Genomic DNA, 17,716 nt, shown 5'->3' with positions numbered 1-17,716 from the left:
ACAAATTTTTAATTTGACCGCCACCCACGCTGACCTCCTATGCAATCTCGTACCCCCGTTTTTTTAGCCTTGCTGCTGTTTGTGCTCGCCGCCTGCGCTACCCAACCGACCAACATAGCCAAAGTGGAACGCGGTGCCATGATTACCCTGCTCGGCACCGATACGCTCGCGCTGGAGCAGTTCGAATACACCCCGGCGGCGCTCCGGGCCGATGCCGTGATCCGCTCCCCCCAAACCCAGCTCAGCCATTATTTTCTGCAATTCAACCAGACCGGCGGGCTTTACCGCTACGAAGCCACGACCGAAACGCCGGCCGGTGAAACCCTCCGGCGGGAAGTATACGAACCCACCCCTACCGGCGACAGCGTGCAGGTCACCCTTACCGAAGGCGGCCGGACCGAACAGCGACGCATCGCGCGGCAGGAGCCCATGCTGCCGTTTGTAGAAATGGTCCACTGGCCTTTTGAACTGATGCTCCGGCGCGCCGACGCTACGCGACAAGACAGCCTCGTCCAGACGCTTTTTACCGAGCGCGGACTTTTATCGTTCGTGGTGCGCAAGACCGGTTCCGGCGAAATGACCGTGACGCATCCCTATCGGGGCACGATGGAAGTGAAGGTGGACGACGATGGACAATTGATTCAACTGGATGCGGGGGCAACCACCCGCAAGCTTACCGTCAAGCGTCTTTACAACGTGGATGTAGATCGGTTTGCGCAACACTTCGCCGCGCAGGAAAACGCCGGACATCCGTTTGGGCCGCTTTCGGGTCGGGGTACGGCCGAAGCCACGGTACAGGGCGCTCACCTGAAACTCGATTACGGACAACCGGCCAAGCGGGGGCGCGAGATTTTCGGGACGCTGGTGCCCTGGAACGAAGTGTGGCGGACCGGTGCCAACCGCGCCACGCACTTGGCAACCGACCGCACGCTGCGCTTCGGCGACCTGGATGTGCCACCCGGCGAGTACACCCTCTTTACAATCCCCGCCCCCAGCGGCGGCACGCTGATCATCAGCCGACAAACGGGGCAGAACGGCAATGCCTACGACCCGACACACGACCTGGGACGGGTGCCCATGCGCATCGGGAAGCTGGCCGCTCCGGTCGAACTGTTCACCATTCAGGTGCAGGAAACGCCCGACGGCGGTGCGTTGCACCTCCAATGGGACCGCGCCCAGTTTACCGTGCCCTTTACCGTAACGGCAGCTAACTAACCCAACACGTTACGCTTTCACCACGAGGCATTCCACATCGCGGTGCAGCCACAGGAACGAGGCGGGTAATGCCGTGGTAATTTTCCCCGACAGGAGTGCTTCCCGCGCCTGTTCTTTGTGTGCGCCCGCCACCAGCAAAATGACTTTCCTGGCCTGCAACAACGCCTGCATGCCCAGCGTAAGCCCGAACGACGGAGCCGCTTCGCCCTGAAACATGGGGTGATGCAAGGTAGTGTCCGACAGCTGCGCGACGTGACACAGCGGCTCCAGGGTGGGATGCGGTTCGTTCAACGCGAGGTGTCCGTTCTGGCCGATGCCCAGAATGCAGACGTCGAGCGGGCCGACCTGATCGAGCGCCTCCTGAACGCGCTGACACTCTTCGGCAGGGTCGGCCGCCTCGGACCGGAACGACAGGTAGCGCTCGGGCGCAATGCGCAGCGGCTGCACCAACCGGGTTTGCAGGTAGTGCTCGCACGAGATGGGCGACTGAGGCGACACTCCACCCCACTCGTCGAGTTTCACGACCCGCAGTTGCCCAAACAGCGCGGGGTTCGAGGCGGCGTGTTCGACCAGCTCCTCGTAGAGGCCCGCCGGCGAGTGGCCCGTAGCCGCGCACAGCAGCAGGTTAGGCTTTTGAGTAATCTCTGCGAGCACCAGAGCCGCAGCGCGTACGCTCATCTGAGCGTAATCCTCCCAGTACGTGATGTTCATGGTATGACGGGTCTATCAGGAAGCGTTCGTACGCTTCATTCTCTTTTTTTCCAGAGTTTGTAGGGTTTGTCGGCATCGGTCCGGAACGGCAGCGCCACTTTCTGGCCCGTACCGGCCGAGGCGTAGGCCGCAAAAATTACTTCGAGCACCGCCCGGCCGTCTTCTCCGGTCACCAGGGGTTGCTTGTCGTGTTTCACACAATCGACAAAATGGGCGAATTCCTGCGGAAAGCCGTAGTTCCAGATCTCCTCGTACATCGTGAAACTCCAGCCGACCGTATTGCCGGCTTTTTCCACCGCGTACCCCACGCCTTTGGTGCTGTAGGTCTGGATGGAGTTGCCTTGCAACACATCGGCGTACGCCACCCCTTCCGACCCGTGAATTTCGGCCCGGTCGTCCATGCCGCCCAGTTTGGTCCAGCTCTCTTCGGCCAGGGCCACAACGCCGTTTTCAAATTCCAGGATCAGGAGGGCGTTGTCGTCGCCCTCGGTTTTGTCCGCGTGGACGCTGGTGTTCATCTGCGCGTAGACCGACGTAATGGCATGGTCCCCGTTCAGCCACCGGAAGAACTGAATGGCGTGGCAGCCCATGTCCATCGTGACGCCCCCGCCCGACCGCTCCACATCCCAGAAGTGGTCGGCGTGCGGTCCGTCGTGTTTCTCCGACTGCTTGAAAAACACCGGTCTGCCCAGAGCGCCTTCGTCCAACAGCGCTTTGAGGCGTACGTACTTCGGGGTGAAACAAAGCTCTTCGGCGTACATCAGCTTCACCTTCGCGTCACGACAGGCGGCAATCATCCGGTCGGCTTCGGCCAGGTTCATGCAGAACGGCTTCTCGACCACGATGTGTTTTCCGGCTGCGGCGGCCTTCAGGGTGATGTCGCAGTGCAGGTAGTTGGGAGCGCCGATTACCACCATGTCGATGTCGTCCTGCGCCAGCATCTGGTCCAGGTCGGTGAAGTGCCGCGGAATGCCGAACTTCTCAGCAAACGCCTGCGCGTGGCCGGCGGTGGGCGACATCACGGCCCGGACTTCGGCATCGGCGACAGACTTCAGCGCTTCGGCATGGATGGTGGTGATGAACTGGGAGCCGATCAGGCCTACTCCTACTTTTTTATCCATAAGGGTGTGGTGGTAAGTGGGTTATAAAGTTCCTTGTTTGACCTGCGCCGCCGCGTAGGTAGCCGCCCGCGCGGTCAGCGCCATGTACAGAATCGACGGACTCTGGTTGCCCGTGCTGGTCATGCAGGCCCCATCCGTCACGAAAACGTTCGGGCAGGCGTGCAGTTGGTTGTGTGCATTCAGCAGCGAGGTTTTGGGATCGTGGCCCATCCGCGCCCCGCCCATTTCGTGGATGTCGAGGCCGGGGGCCTGGTGGTTGTCGTGCGTAGAGATGTCCTGACACCCCATGGCCGTCAGCATCTGGCGGCTCTCCTGCAAAAAGTCGGCGATCATCTTCTCGTCGTTTTCGTCGTATCCTACGTCGGTCACCAGCTTCGGAATACCCCACGGGTCGGTTTCGTCTTCGCTCAGGTACACACGGTTCGAGGCTTTGGGCATGGTTTCCCCCTGCATGTACATGTAGACGTACCAGTCGCCCGCCTCGCTGAGCCGGTCTTTGTACTCCCCGCCAAGTTGCACTTCGCCCGGCGCGTGGTCTTTCCGCACGCGATAGGCCCCGGTGAAGGTGGTGTAGCCGCCCTTGAAAGCCTGGTCGTTCCGGTACAGATTCCGGTAGTTGGCGATGATGCACTCGGTGGGGTTCCGCCCGTAAACGTATTTGTCTTCGAAGCCTTCGATGCGCCCTTGCGCGTAGCCCCGGTACAGGTGAAACCCGACGTAACGCCCCAGCAGATCGTGGTCGTTGCCCAGCCCGTGGGGAAAGCGCGCCGACCGGGAGTTGAGCAGAATGAGGTTGGTGTTCAGCGCCGAGGCGTTGACAAAAATCACACGCGCCCGAAACATCAGTTCTTCTTTCGTCTGGGCGTCGATCACCTTCACGCCCGCGGCCTTGCCGGTCGCTTCGTCGTACACGATGGAGTGCACCACAGAAAACGGCCGGAGGGTCAGGTTGCCGGTGTTGGCGGCCCAGGGAATCGTAGAAGAGACCGAACTGAAATAGCCTCCGTAGGGACAGCCTCGCATGCAGAGGTTCCGGCACTGGCACTGCCCGCGTCCCTGTTGCAGGTGAATGTCTTTCGGTTCGCTCAGGTGGGCCCACCGTCCCTGCACAAGGTGCCGATCGGGATACTGCGCACGGAGCGATGCCTGCATGTGTTGTTCCACACAGTTGAGGTCGAAGGGCGGCAGAAAGTCGCCGTCGGGCATGGCGTCGAGACCGTCGTGGTTGCCACACACCCCGATAAATTTTTCGACGTGCGTGTACCAGGGGGCCACGTCGTCGTAACCGATGGGCCACGCAATGCCGTACTGGTCGCGCGCAGGCGCTTTGAATTCGTAGTCGCTCCACCGCTGGCAGGCCCGCCCCCAGGTCAGAGACTTGCCCCCGACCTGATAGCCGCGAATCCAGTCGAACGGCCGTTGCTGGACGTAGGGATGATCGGCATCGCGAACGAAAAAGTGCGCCGTATCTTCCCCGAATCCGGCCGCTTTGGAAATCAGCGGATTTTCGTCCAGAAAGGCGCGCGTCATCCGCCCGCGGTGGGGCATCTGCCAGGGGGCCCAGTTGGCCGTGGGGTAATCTTTCAGGTGCTCGACGTTACGGCCCCGCTCCAGGAGCAGCGTTTTCAGGCCCTGTTCACACAATTCTTTGGCCGCCCATCCACCCGAGATGCCCGACCCGATGACGATGGCATCAAATTCCGTTTCCATAGGTTGTTTTACTTCATGCGTGCTTCGCGGAGGCGCTTTTCCCGTAAGTTGACCTGCCCGGCAATTCCGCCGAGGGCCGAGAGGCTCGTGGTGCCGCACCGCATCGCCAGCGCCACGCAGGCGTCGAGCGGTTCGCTTCGCAGCCAGCCGAACAGCATCCCGGCATCGAAGTTATCGCCAGCGCCGGTGGTATCGACCAGACGCATCGCCTCGCGTAAGTCGCGGGGAACGGCGAAGTGCCTCAGCGCATCGTGCTGGCAGATCAAGGCCCCATCGGCCCCGCGTTTTATCACCACCAGCCCTCCGAACTGCGCCAGCCACCGGGCGGCGTCCTCTACGTTTGCCTGTCCCGAAATGCACAGTGCTTCCGCCTCGTTGGGCATAAACAGGTCTACGTACGGCAACAGCGGCACCACCGACGACCAGTCCTCGTCCGGGGCCCAGTTGGTATCCAGCGAGACAGAGATGCCCTGCGGCCGTAGGGTCGGCAGCACCTCGTGCCAGTAGGGTTGCAGCGCGGTCAGCAGAAAATAGCTGGCGATGTGTACGTGCCGGGTGTGCGACAACAGCGCCGATCCGGTCACCACCGCCGGCGTCAGGGCCTGCATGCTTCCCGCGTAGGTCAGCATGGCCCGGTCGTTTCCGTTCGCCAGCCCCAGCCCCACGGAAGTTTTCAACTTCGTCCGAAACACGTACTCGGTCGAGAGCGACAGCGCTTCCAGTCGGTGGTGCAGCCAGTCGCCGAACGGATCGCGTCCGACGGCCGCCAGCAGCCCGACCGTGCCGCCCAGTTTGGCGAACTGCGACGCAAAAATGGCCGCCGAGCCGCCGAGTTCTACGGCGTAGTCGTCAACAAACTGTTCTACCTGTCCGTAAATCGGCGCTACGTTGCCCGTCATCAACAGGTCGAGACACAGGTCCGCGACCACCGCTACGTCGTACGTTTGCTGTTCCATCGTGTCGTGTGCCGGGCCGCTCGTTTCGTGCGTACACGCTATGCCCCCGGGTGCCTCCGCTTTTTGTTACTTTTAACCCAAATATCTCGTTTCCAGGGACAGAAGACCCTGTACAATCCTTCACAAGTTTGGTAAAATCGTATGAGGCAGCAGGAAGTCAGCCGGTTCTATTTCGACCTGAGCGAGGCAAAACCGATCCACGTTCTGGTCAATCGCCATCAGGATTTACAGGACCGGTGGTTCGACATGCACTACGAGTTCGAGGTGGGGGTATTGATCAGCGGCCGGATGAAACGCCAGTACCTCGCGCACGAGCGGCTCTTGCAGCCCGGCGAGGTCTGGTTGTGTGGGATGTGGGAACCTCACGGCTTTGAGTTGCTGGAGCTGCCCTGCGAACTGGTCGTGTTTGTGATCGACCCGCGCTACGTGGCCGGTAGTCAGTTGTTGAACCGGGATGTGCTGACGCCCTTTCAGCTGGAAGCCGCCGCACGTCCGCAAATTCCGCCCGAGCGACGCCCCGAAGTGGTGGCGCTGGCCCAACACGCGAAGGCGCTTTTCGAACGCCAGGTCGATGCCGACTGGGCCAAGCTCCTGTTTTTTCAGCTCATGCTGCTTCTGCTCGAACACTGGCAGCCTCCGGCGCAACACGTCCGCAACTTCGCGTTAGAAGAAAGTATCCAACCCGCCCTGCGGCTGGTTTTTGAGGAACGCCGCCTGATCACCACCGCCGAAGCGGCGCGCTGCTGTCATCTGTCGCAGTCGGGGTTTCGCACGCGGTTTCAGGACCTGATGGGGACGTCGTTTTCCGACTTCGCGCTGCAGTACCGCCTGCGGGGCGCGCTGGCGCAACTCAAAGACCGGGGCGATACGCTGGAAGCCGTGGCCGAAGCCTGGGGGTTTGCCGACGCCAGTCACCTGCACAAATACGTGCGGAAAGTGCAGCACGACCGCTGATTGTCCCGCTTCCGCGCTGAAGCCTTACTCGTACTTGATGACGGTAGGAATCGTGATGTCGATTTTGCCCGCATCGATTTTAGCGGTGGTTTTGCGGATGGCCTTGGCCACGGTCGAGGCACCGGGCTGGAGGCTAAAGACCGATCCCTGAAACTCCCACGTCATGTCGTCGAGCGTATAGGTGCCGGCGTAGGCATAGGAAACCGGCCGGCTGTTGGGGTTGGTGACGACCAGACTGACTTCGCCGTTCATCGGCGGGCAATCCTCCCCCGAATAGTGGTGAATCACCTGGGTAAAGGCAAAATCGCCGACGGCCTCCAGGGTGGTATAATCCAGCACCACCACCGTGGTGTAGTAGGTGTCGCTCCGCTGGGTGCACGGGGATTCGCATCCGAAAAAGAAGAAAAGAAGGCCCACCAGCAGCAGGGCTTTGGGGCGAAAAGGGTACGTTTTCATGGGTTGGTTTAGAAAGGCTTACGCAAGTGACAGGCTGCATCACGCAAGCGGTTGAACGAGAGAAAGGGTTTCCCCGACCGGTTAGCGGCCGGGGAAACGTGCCTGATTTCTTGCTTACTGAATGACGAGGCGTTGGGTGTAGCGGCGGCGGTCGGTCGTCAGCCGGAGGAAGTAAAGCGACGGGCGCAGCGAAGGCTGTACCAGTTGATGGAACGTGCCACCATTGTGCTCGTATTCCCGGTGGAACATCACCTGCCCCTGCAAATTGACCAGTTCCAGTTGCACCCACGTTCCGGCCAGCGAATCGACGTGTGCGTAGAAAGCGCCCCGGTTCGGGTTGGGGTACAGCCGCAGTTGGTCGGCAGCGCCCGGGGGCACATGACCGGTCGTATCGCAGGTACCGACTTGCAGCAGACGCGTCAGCGTGCGTACACACCCCGTGGTGTCGTAGTACGTGTAGGTAATTTCATGTTTCCCCACGCCGGCCACGCTGGCGTTGAAGCGCCCGTTACTCACCCCGATACCGGAATAAATGCCCCCGGCGGGCAGCGCACCACTGAGCACGATGCTGGTATCCGGATTGCACAGCGGCGCGAGCGAGTCGAACGTGACGACCGTCGGCATGACCAGCCGGAACTGCACGTGCAGTGTATCGCACAAACCTCCGGGATCGCATACCGTCAGGCGCAGCGAGTCGGTGCTCGCTACCGCTTCGTCCGGCTGGTACGTCAGGCAGGCGCCCCGCTCGCCCGGTTGCACGTGGGCCGCGCCGCGTTGCGGTTCCTGCAGCACTTGGTACGTCAGGGCATCGCCGTTCAGGTCGGTCACGTCTACACACGCCTCGGTCGCGCCGTCGGTGCAAGCCGTGAGCACCATCCGGTCGATCCGTTGGCCTTGCAGGCGGAACACCGGTGCGTACGGTTTCGTCGAATCGGCCACGATGGTTTCGACATCGGCCTTGTCTTTCAGCGCCTCGCGGTTCCCGACGTGATCTACCGCAACGGTAAAGAACTCGTACTCACTGGCTTCCTCACCCAAATAGCGAACCGAAGTCGTGGTCAGTCCCTCGTATGCCCGCGCAAACGGACCTTTGTCGCGCGACACGTACACGTCGTACGACGCAACTCCCGAGCCGTTCGGTTCGTCCCTGGCCGACCATTCCAGCTGGAGGGTATCGCTGGTCGTGTAGCGGCTGAGGGCCGTCATGGTGCTGGTCGGAGCGCCGGCATCCACCACGTTGAAAATGGTAGGCGTCAGAATGGCCTCGTTCACGTCGAACACAATGCTGGCTTCGGCATAAATCGTATCGCCGGTCTGGGCAGTGCGCTGTGCCTTTACGGTATAGCTCACGTAACCCTGCCCGCTGCCGAGTGAATCGTTGATGGCCAGGAACCCTTTCAACGGATCGGTCGGAGCCAGTCCCGTGGCCGGATCGATGGTCTGCAGAATCCAGAACGCTTCGCCGGTGGTGATGTCCACGCCGGCCGTTACCTCCAGATCGTAGCCCAGCGAATCGGGCAGATCGACCGTTTCGGCATACGCCGCCGTGTTTTGCTCTACCTGGAAGTTGTAATTCCCGAACCCGAAGTTGCCCACGCGGAACGACAACGGATTCAACGTAGCGTCGAGCTGATGGCGGATTTCGACCCGTTGGGCCGCCGTGGTGGCCAGCGCCGAGTCGTTCTCGAAGCGGATCATGTACGGCAGCGTTTCATGTACCGAGACAAAGTGGCTGGAATCGTAGCCTACCGGCCCGATGATGTCGTTCGGATCGCAGGAGCCCAGCACCTGGTTGCAGATAAACTGCCCGCCGCAGATCACGGCCGACGTTCCTCCGATACAGCCCAGCAGGTCGACACCCCCAAAGTCGATGATCGGGTCGTTTCCGGCCACGGCATTGCCGCACGCAACCAGACTGGCTCCGCAGGTAAACACGCCCCACAGTGCCCCGGCCAGCGTTCCGCCCGGCCCTACGATGGTGCCCGTCACGGCCAACAGGAAGATGGTCGGCGCACAGCCGTAGATCGCATCCGCACACCCCAGCGGGGTAAAGATGTCGCTACAGAACTGGAGCCCGGCCTGCCGGTTGCACGAAGGGGTCGGTGGCGGCAAAGGCGGAGGCTGGGTCGGGTTGTTCGGAGGTGGCCAGCTAGGACGCGGGCCACTCGGATTGTAGCCCGGCCGGGGACGCGGACCTGACGGCGGCTGCGGGCCGGGGCCAGGATCGGGACCCGGTCCGGGAGGCGCATCCGGCGGCGAAGGCGGAGGTGTGTCCGGCGGCACTTGAGGCGGCGTCTGGGGTGGGCCACTCGGCGGCGGACCCTGCGGGCCGGTCGGCCCATTCGGTCCCATGGGGCCACCGCCCGGTCCTTGCGGTCCACCGGGTCCACCCGGTCCGCCGCCGCCCCCAGGACCGCCGGGTCCACCCGGCCCACCGGGTCCGGCCGGCGTGCCCGGCGCACTTGGGCCTCCCGGTCCTCCGGGCGAACCGGGTTCACCCCACCCGCCCGGGGCACCGGGAACACCCGCCTCGCCGGGAAGCGGCTGATAGGCCTTGAAGCACAGCATCAGTGTGTCCGTACCGCTCAAGGCGACCGAGAAGGTGCCGCCGTAGAGGTAGTTGTAGGCCGTAAACCGCGACAGGTCCAGGGCAAATTTGTTAGCCTGGAAGTGTTTGATCCCGCCCTCGGCGATGGCGATGGGCCAGCACTGATCCCCCCCCGGATACCACCCTGCCAGGTACGACGGGTAGTTGTTGTAGTCGAGGGAAGCTACGCGAATCACAAACGGGTTTTCCTTCGTCGCAGTGATGTTGAGCTCCCCCGAGATTTTCAGCAGATCCCAGCCGGGGTTGCCCCCTGCCGTACCGCCGTACTTGTTGATTTCCCAGAGGTAATCTTGGTTGGGTCCCAGCACCAGATTAGGATATAGGCCCAGACCCGGACTGGCTCCCGGACTCAGCGAGAAATTGCTGCCTGACGTCGAACCGTTGGCCGCCGACGTATCGGCTCCCGCCAGACAGGGCTCACAGTTCAGTTCTACACCTATTGTATCTTCGGCCCGAATCAGCCGGGCGGCGATCAGCCCCTGCACCAGTGAGTCGCGATAGGCGGTACGGTTCGCGTAGAACGCCAGCACTTCCGGCTGCGCCGCCACGCCATACAAACCGGGGTTAGCCAGAACCGTACGGCGCAGGTTTTCGGCCACGCTCAGCTGGTACTTGATGTAGTGCGCCCGGTCGAATCCCACCGCCCGGACCCGCAATGGGAACGTTGCTGCCGTGAAGTTGCTGAAGACCGTACTGACGGTGATCAGTTGCCCGGGAGCCAGGTCGTACCCCACAAAGGGGATGATCCGAAAGATGTCGTACTCCATCGCATCCTCCACACCAAACCGGGCATCGGCAATCATCTGGCTCCGCGTGCGGGCATTGCCCGTCACTTCCAGACTGAGCAGTTTGGACGCCGCCAGCATGGTGATGTCTCCCTGAATAATCGGAATATCGACGTTGCCCCGGTTCTGGAAGTAGAAGGTGTAGGGGGCCTGGGTTCCCACCCGAATCAGGGCGGGCGCGAAATAATTGTAATCTACTTCGAACGGACGGGCGGGTTCTACCACCAGGCCCTGAGGCAACACAAACACCCGGCCATCCGGATGCGTCACGCGCACGTCGTACGTACCGGTTGGCACCCGCGTCAGGTCCCAGCGAATGCTAGTCTGCATGCTATGCTTAAAATCTCGCAACGTGGCCTGACTGACCGGTCGCCCCGTCTGCCGACTCACGAGGGCAAACTGACTTTCCGGTGTGAAACCGGCACCGCGCATCTGCGTCGTCACGACGCCCTGCCCCACGGTGTCCGGCGCGATGCCCAGAATCGAGAACGGAATCGCCTCGGCCAGAATAGCCACCTGCTGCCCTTCAGGATATTGATAAGGCGTAAGTACCATCAGGTAATAGGTGCCCTCCTGCGTCGTGGGCACCAATACCTGCTGATCAGGACTGCTGGGCGTATCGAATTTATAGTCGTGGTCCTGCGGCGAGGGCACGCGGTTGTAAGCCACGTAAGCTTCGTTGCGCCCGTAAGCGCGGTTGCTGGTGAGGGTCACGAGCAGATCGGAACCCGCCGGCGCATCGATGCGGTAGTAAATCCGGTCGCCGAAGTTGAGCGCCCGGTGTTGCGTCAGGTGCAACGGAAGCGGATCGATTTTCACGTTGACGCGCCCGGTCGAGACCAAAGTGTTGTTTTCCAGATCGAGTTCGGGGACCGTGGCCGCTACGTTGGTTTGGGCCACGCCGTAGTAGTCGCCGGCGAGGACACCCGGCATTTTGTCAGTGAGGGTTCGTTGGAGCGTCTGTCCGGGGGCCAGCTCCACAAATTCGGCGGAGCGGCCGAACAGGGCATCGGTCAGCGGATCAAGCTGCGTGTCGGTCGAGAAATGCACCGCATCGCGCAGATTCCCCGCCGCCGCGTTGCTCCCGGTATTTTTGACGGTATATTCCACCGTTACATCGGCTCCCAGCGTCACGTTGTTGGGGACGGTGACCGCACTGACCACCAGATCGGAAGGCTCGGCCACTTTGATTTCCAGTACCTGCGCCCGCAAGTTGTTGTCTTCGCCCGCGCCTTCGTACACCGCATCTTTGTAATCCGCCTGGGCGATGAAGTAGTAGTTCCCGGAAAGCGCCTCCGGAATGGTGACTTGCACTTCGCCGCTGTAAGTCGCGCCGTCGGCCAGTGGGAACGGTCCCGGTCGGGTCGCGAGCTTGTACACCAGGCCATTTACATCCGGCGAGGCATTCAGGAAAAACAGGTCGTGCCACGGTTTGGTGGTGGGTCCCTGCCCCTGGTTTTTCACCGTGAAAGGCACCGTTACGGTTTGTCCGGCGTAGAGCGTGGCGGGCAGTGTGTAGCTGGTCACTACCAGGTCGGCGGCAGGCGTCAGGGTAACGGGAAACGCCTGGGCCTTCCGGTTATTCGTCCGCATGGTTTCGTTTTTTACCCGCTCGCCAAAATCGGCCGATACCAGCAGGTAATAGGTTCCTTCGTAGCCGTCCGGCACGTCCACCTGTAGCGTAGCACTGTATGAAGCGCCCGGCTGCAACGTTCCCACGTGTTTTACTTCTCCCCGCTGGGCGTCCTGCCAGTCTAAAGAATCGTCCTGGGAAATCACGACCCAATCGGTCCACTGGTCGAAATCGGTAGCTTGACTTCCTTCGTTTCGTACGGTCCAGGTAACCGGAATGGTCGCGCCCGAGGTGACCGTGGCAGGCATCTCGATCGAAGTGACCACCAGGTCAGCAAAGTGTCGTACGGGTTGCACTTGCAAGGCGGCCTGCCCCGCCGCAAACTGCTGATGGCTGGCACGGTTGTTCGCTTTATCGAGTTCGAATACCGTTGCTTTGGCGTTAGCATTAGCATGGACGAACACGTAGTACTCGCCTTGCAGGTCGCGTGGTACCGTCACCGAATCGCGGACGGCATACGCACTCCCGGCGGCCAGTGGGGCAGCCATTGTTTTCTTGCCTATCAACAGGGCTTTCGACGGGTCCCAGGTCGGCGCGGGCATCAGAAACCACTGGTCTTCCCACGTACCGGCGGCAGCGGCTTCCCCGCGGTTATCGACGGTGTAGTCCAGCAAGAATTTCTCGTCGGCATAGACCGTCAGCGGCACCTGAATGGTGCGGATCGCCAGGTCCGGGTAAGGCGACAGCGTGATGTGTATCGCCTGCGGTGCGTGTCCGAAGTTGTTGTCGTCGAAGGTGTATTCGAACACCCGCTGGTCGGCGTCGGTGTGCACAATCAGGTAATAGTCGCCCGACAGGCCGTCCGGCACTTTGGCGCTGACTGTCCGGCTGTAGGTGGTTTCCGGCTCCAGCGCCTCGATCCCGATGCTGGCCTGATGCATCAACACCGCCGTGGCCGAGTCGAACGAGGGGGTCGGACTGAGGTACAGTTTGTCGGTCCAGTACTTTTCGACCGGCGCGTTAGCGCCCTGGTTGAGGACCTTCCATCCCACGCGGACCTCCTGCCCGGAAGCCGCGGTGGCGGGGAGTCCGACCGAATCGACCACCAGATCGGCCGGGGGCGACAGCGTGATCTGCAACGGGCGCGCGCTGAAGTTGTTAGTCTTGCTCAACTCGACCATCTGGTCTTTGAACGCCGCCACCACGAAGAGGTACTGCTTGCCGCTGAGGTCGTGCGGCAACTGCACCGTGACGGTGCGCGTGTAGCTGCTGTCGCGCGGCAGGTAGTCGGGGGTGGCGAACCACGCCTCTGCCGAACTCGGCGTCCCACACCAGAGGTACCCGAACTTCGCCGCCCGGAAAGCGACCTCCACGTACCCGATGGTGCGTACTTTGTTAACGTCGAACGTAGAGTCGGACGACAGGTAGATGTAGTCGTACCAGAAATGCTCGGTCAGCGGAATGCAGTTGTCGTTCGCGGTGACTTGGTGCGCCTTGGGCCGATAGTCGAAGCCCTGCGCCTCGATGAAGCCTTCGTTTTTCACGGTGTAAGTCAACGTGACTTCCCGCCCGGAAAACGCGGTGGTCGGGGCTCCCAACGACGTTACCACCAGATCGGGGCGCGGGGCCGGCGTCACGGTAATGGCCGTGCGCGTGTATGACCGGAGGTTGTTCGTATCGTACCGCTCGATCAGCTTGTTTTTGTAATCGGTAAAAACGAACAGGTAATAGCCGCCACCGAGGTTAGTGGGGACCGGGAACGAAGCGGTTTTTCGGTAACGCTGGCCGGCATTCAGAAAACTAGCGTTGTCGACTGCACCCAACAGCACGGCACTCTGCGTATTCCAGATGGAATCGGCCGAGAGGTAAACCGCATCCTGCCAGGACTGCGATCCCGTACCTCCAGAGCCCTCGTTTTTCACCTCCCAGCTCAAGGCCAGCTCCTGTCCGGCAAAGATTTCCTGCGGAGCCTGCATATCCACCACCACCAGGTCGGGCAGCGTGCGCGCCTGGAAACTCCAGATCGGTCCGGGCGTCTCACCACAGCTGTTTTTAGCGACTACCTGCCAGTTGTACAGTTGACCGTAGTTCAGACCGCTCACCTGTAGGTTGATGTCGGCCGTATTATGAAATTCCGGATGGGCCGGGCGCGATTCGTTCGCGCGCCATACGTACACGTCGTAGAGCGTGGCACGTGCCGCCGGTGTCCAGGAAAGCTGAACGGGCAGGTCGGCATTCAGAGCCCCGTTGGCGGGTTGCGGCCGCGTTACCTCGGCGGGGGCTTCGGCGAGAATGACCAGAATTTTCACCGACAGGTCGTAGCTACACCCCAGCACGCTCTTTCCGGTGACGCGATACGTCGTGGTGACGGTAGGGCTCACCATAAGCGTATCGGCGGTGGCGCCGGTCGACCACTGCGCCGTGGCAGCGTCAGTCACCGTCAGCCCCAGGGAGCTACCCAAACAGATGGTCGCCTCGCCGTTTTCCAGATGCGCCAGGCCTACCAGCGCAATTTGCGGTGCCTCGATTTTGACGCGGATCGTGTCTGAATCGGTGTAGCATCCCTCGCCCTGATAGGTCACGTAGTACACACCCGACTGTTCGGCGGTAGTCAAAGTAATGCTGGGAGTGGTCGCCCCGTTCGACCACCGGATGTTTTCGGTAAGGCTAGACGTGAGCGTGACCGACTGCCCGAAACAGACCGACGTGGGGCCAGAGGCCGTGATCACCGGTACCGGACAGCTTTGCAGCAGGAACGTGTGCACCGGTCCCGGAGCGCCGTAACACGCCGTGCGGGGCACAACCTGCCAACTGTATTGTTCGCCGGACGCCAAACTCCAAAGGGTGGCTTCCGGCGCTGTGAGGTGCGACAGGTAAGGCAACTCCGGTTTTGCTTCGTTCGTTTTCCAGAGGTACAGTTCGTAGAACATTGCCCCTTCGGCGGGTTGCCAGCGTAACGTTAGCGGCAGTCCGGCTACGGAAGCGCCATCGGCAGGCTCCAGGCCACTGACAGGGGCGGGCGGTGGCGCACACGTCGTGAACGACCACACCGCGCAGGCAATCGCATCGCCCTTTTCATTATAGGCCACCACCCGCCAGAAGTACCTGGTACTGTAGGCCAGCTTGCCAAGCGCATAGCTGGTTGTGGTCTGATTGGCCACGCGAGGTAGGTTCAGCGAGTCGGTACCGAAAAACACCCGGTATCCGGCAGGGTTGCCCCCACCCGTGGTCCAGCGTAGAGTCGTGCCCTCAATGGGAATGTTGACCGCCTGGGTGGCAGGTTCCGGCGACGCTACGCAGTTGGGTGGTGCCTGAACCGCCTGTTCGGTTTCTACTTCCAGCGCAAAAATGTCGTTGCGGAATGCGTCTTCGAAGCTTTTCCAGGCGTTGTCGTACGTATCCTTGAGGAAGAAGATGTTGGGCCGGAGGGGTTCTTCCTCGTCCGCCCGCAGGCTCAGGTAATTCCCCTCGCCTTCCACCTCGATTCCGATAAAAAAGTCGCCACTGAAGGCCACCGACGGAATCACCGGAATGCGCCGGACGCCGCGCCGGGCAACCAGCGTATCGGATCGGTAGAGGAGCGCTCCCGGCGTGGCACTTCCTGCCGATGCCTCGTACATCACCACGCGATACACGCCGTCTCCGTAATACGTCTCCAGGTTCACCTGATTGATTTTGCCGGAGCGGGTAGGCCGGAAGCGGGCGACCACCTGCTCACCTTCCGCAACCCCTAGGCTACTGGCGTTGTCGAGCGAATCGGCCTTTACATAGGCAAAGACCTGTGCCGTGACGGTCTGTGCTACCGAACGTTGGTTGTTGGTAGCATCCAGGTCTTCGGGCAGCGTTACCTCCACCTCCAAGGTTTGTTCGCCCTTTTGCGTGGGAGTAAAGACGGCAAAATTGATCACCGTCGAAGCGCCCGAGGCCAGCCCCGGCACGGCCTGCACATCCTGAAAAGTATTCGCGCCACTGACGTTCAGTTGCACGTTAAACGCCGGAGCGGCCACCGGCGACAGGTTCTTGATCAGCGCCTGCACCGTATGGGGCGTGCCGTGGCTCAGTGGCAGGGCCTGCACCGTATAGATCTGCTGCACTGCCAGGTCGGGCTGCGTGCTGACGGCCCCGTGCTTCAATTTGTTGAGGTACATGTGTGTGCCTCCGCCCGTCGCTACCAGCGGCAGTGCCCCCCATTGCGTGGTTCCCGAGAACGAGCCAGCCATAAAGACATGGCCCTCGCCGTCGCTTCCCAGTCCAACCATTTTCTCTTCGTCAGCCCCGCCGCCGCTGTTGGCCCACAAAAAAACGCCGTTGGCGTCGTACTTGGCCAGGAACACATCGCCCCGCCCCCGGCTGGTCAGCGTGGGGCCATCGACCAGGCCGAAACTCTGGATGAAATCGCCACCGATCGTCGGGCGACCCTGTCCGTCGACGGCCAGAAAGAAATCGTAGAAGTAGGCACTACTTTCCGAAAGCAGGCTTTTGGCCCAGGCCACCTGCCCATCGACACCGAACCGCACCAGGAATACGTTGTTGTAGTCCACCGCACCGGTCAGGGTAATCGACCCGAAGGTGGCCGTCTGGTAAAAATTCCCAACGATGAGGGCATTCCCTGCGCCGTCGATCTTCACGGCCAGGGGCGTTGTCAGGCTGTAGGCGGTACCGCTTTTTTCCCACACCGTAGCGCCGGTACCGTCCACCCGCCGGACAAAATAGTCATAGTTTTTGAGGCCCGCCAGCACGATATGGCCCGACGCCCGGTCGACGCCCAGTTCCACCTGTTCGCTTAGGACGCCATCCGCCTCGATCAGCCGCGCCCAGTGCAGGGTGCCACTGGTGGCATACCGCGCCAGAAACGGCTTTTTCGTGGTGCCTTCGGCCTGTAGGCGGGTGCTTTCGAAGGTCACTTCTCCGTAAAAACTCCCCGACACCACGGCATTGCCAGCCCCATCGACGCCGAACGCCTGCAACTCCAGCGAGGCGTCTTCGGCCAGAGGCGCCTGTTTCACCCAGAGGCCCTTGCCGGTAGCATCGAGCTTCGCGATGAACAACGCCTCACGGTCGTCGGGGGTAGTGAGGGTTACTGTGCCCATCGTCAGCGAACCGCGGTAGGTACCGACGAGGTACACGTTGCCGGCGGCATCGTAGTCGAGGTGCTCGATCTGCCCGTAGTTCGAAAGGCTAAAATGGCTGACCCAACTCACCGTGCCGGTGGTGGTGAACTTGGCGACAAACAAACTCTGGTCCGAGTTGCGCCCATAGGTAACGCCCCCGATGGTCACTTCGTCGTAGAAGTAGCCGGAGGCAAAGCTGTTTCCGGCCGCGTCGCTCACCAGCGCGCCGGGGGTAATGCGGCCAGGGTTGTCCACCTGCTGCACCCAATCGAAAGTCTGGGCCCGGGTGACTACGCACCACAAGAGCGCCCACAAAAGGAGTACGGATTTGCGCATTTGCTTGGATTTACCCCCTACGCACAGCCGGCAACAGGGGGCTTATCGCCGCTGCACGCTACCGCCGAGGGGTGCTCGTTGGGGGCGAAGATCGTGAGCCGTCGGGCAGAGCGATTGTAAAAAGACGACGCTTCCGGCCGGGGCGCTCGGACGGGCAGCCCTGCGGCGTTTGAGGCCTTG

General features: G+C 61.6%; 8 protein-coding genes. 2 read left to right on the top strand and 6 right to left on the bottom strand.

What is annotated here, in order from left to right; translation table 11 throughout:
• Window positions 1-39: 39 nt before the first annotated feature.
• Window positions 40-1,215 (top strand): DUF2911 domain-containing protein, encoded by a 1,176-nt coding sequence (locus BLR44_RS03820; RefSeq protein ID WP_089679388.1) that lies wholly within the window; start codon window positions 40-42, stop codon window positions 1,213-1,215.
• Between the two features lie 9 nt (window positions 1,216-1,224).
• Here the strand turns inward: BLR44_RS03820 and BLR44_RS03815 are convergent, their stop codons facing one another.
• Genes BLR44_RS03815 through BLR44_RS03800 form a run of 4 tightly spaced genes read right to left on the bottom strand, consistent with a single transcriptional unit; the run spans window position 1,225 to window position 5,713 of the window.
• Window positions 1,225-1,926, bottom strand: a complete 702-nt coding sequence (locus BLR44_RS03815) for a galactosamine-6-phosphate isomerase (RefSeq protein WP_089679385.1) — start codon at window positions 1,924-1,926, stop codon at window positions 1,225-1,227.
• Window positions 1,927-1,961: 35 nt separating this feature from the next.
• Complete coding sequence (locus tag BLR44_RS03810) at window positions 1,962-3,047, bottom strand: Gfo/Idh/MocA family protein (RefSeq protein ID WP_089679382.1); 1,086 nt, start codon at window positions 3,045-3,047, stop codon at window positions 1,962-1,964.
• Between the two features lie 21 nt (window positions 3,048-3,068).
• Window positions 3,069-4,757 carry a GMC oxidoreductase gene (locus tag BLR44_RS03805; protein ID WP_089679379.1) on the bottom strand — a complete coding sequence of 563 codons (1,689 nt, stop codon included), beginning with the start codon at window positions 4,755-4,757 and terminating at the stop codon, window positions 3,069-3,071.
• An 8-nt stretch (window positions 4,758-4,765) separates the two neighbouring features.
• Window positions 4,766-5,713: a carbohydrate kinase family protein gene (locus BLR44_RS03800; protein WP_089679376.1), complete on the bottom strand. Its 948-nt coding sequence runs from the start codon at window positions 5,711-5,713 to the stop codon at window positions 4,766-4,768.
• 141 nt (window positions 5,714-5,854) lie between these two features.
• Here BLR44_RS03800 and BLR44_RS03795 point away from each other — a divergent pair, with 141 nt between their 5' ends.
• Entirely contained in the window at window positions 5,855-6,667 is an 813-nt protein-coding gene (locus BLR44_RS03795) for a helix-turn-helix transcriptional regulator (RefSeq protein ID WP_089679373.1), read from the top strand.
• Between the two features lie 24 nt (window positions 6,668-6,691).
• Here the strand turns inward: BLR44_RS03795 and BLR44_RS03790 are convergent, their stop codons facing one another.
• Complete coding sequence (locus tag BLR44_RS03790; protein ID WP_089679370.1) at window positions 6,692-7,123, bottom strand: hypothetical protein; 432 nt, start codon at window positions 7,121-7,123, stop codon at window positions 6,692-6,694.
• Window positions 7,124-7,237: 114 nt separating this feature from the next.
• Complete coding sequence (locus BLR44_RS03785) at window positions 7,238-17,536, bottom strand: CARDB domain-containing protein (protein WP_089679367.1); 10,299 nt, start codon at window positions 17,534-17,536, stop codon at window positions 7,238-7,240.
• Window positions 17,537-17,716 lie beyond the last annotated feature (180 nt).

This window comes from Catalinimonas alkaloidigena (assembly GCF_900100765.1).
GTDB lineage: Bacteria > Bacteroidota > Bacteroidia > Cytophagales > Flexibacteraceae > Mooreia > Mooreia alkaloidigena.
The sequence above is the reverse complement of the archived record's forward strand: the minus strand, read 5'-3'. Positions and strand labels throughout refer to the sequence as shown.

What these genes read in the sequence shown, in the direction of transcription:
- BLR44_RS03820 (WP_089679388.1), top strand. Translation starts at nt 40, where the DNA reads ATGCAATCTCGTACCCCCGTTTTTTTAGCCTTGCTGCTGTTTGTGCTC.
- BLR44_RS03815 (WP_089679385.1), bottom strand. Translation starts at nt 1,926, where the DNA reads ATGAACATCACGTACTGGGAGGATTACGCTCAGATGAGCGTACGCGCT.
- BLR44_RS03810 (WP_089679382.1), bottom strand. Translation starts at nt 3,047, where the DNA reads ATGGATAAAAAAGTAGGAGTAGGCCTGATCGGCTCCCAGTTCATCACC.
- BLR44_RS03805 (WP_089679379.1), bottom strand. Translation starts at nt 4,757, where the DNA reads ATGGAAACGGAATTTGATGCCATCGTCATCGGGTCGGGCATCTCGGGT.
- BLR44_RS03800 (WP_089679376.1), bottom strand. Translation starts at nt 5,713, where the DNA reads ATGGAACAGCAAACGTACGACGTAGCGGTGGTCGCGGACCTGTGTCTC.
- BLR44_RS03795 (WP_089679373.1), top strand. Translation starts at nt 5,855, where the DNA reads ATGAGGCAGCAGGAAGTCAGCCGGTTCTATTTCGACCTGAGCGAGGCA.
- BLR44_RS03790 (WP_089679370.1), bottom strand. Translation starts at nt 7,123, where the DNA reads ATGAAAACGTACCCTTTTCGCCCCAAAGCCCTGCTGCTGGTGGGCCTT.
- BLR44_RS03785 (WP_089679367.1), bottom strand. Translation starts at nt 17,536, where the DNA reads ATGCGCAAATCCGTACTCCTTTTGTGGGCGCTCTTGTGGTGCGTAGTC.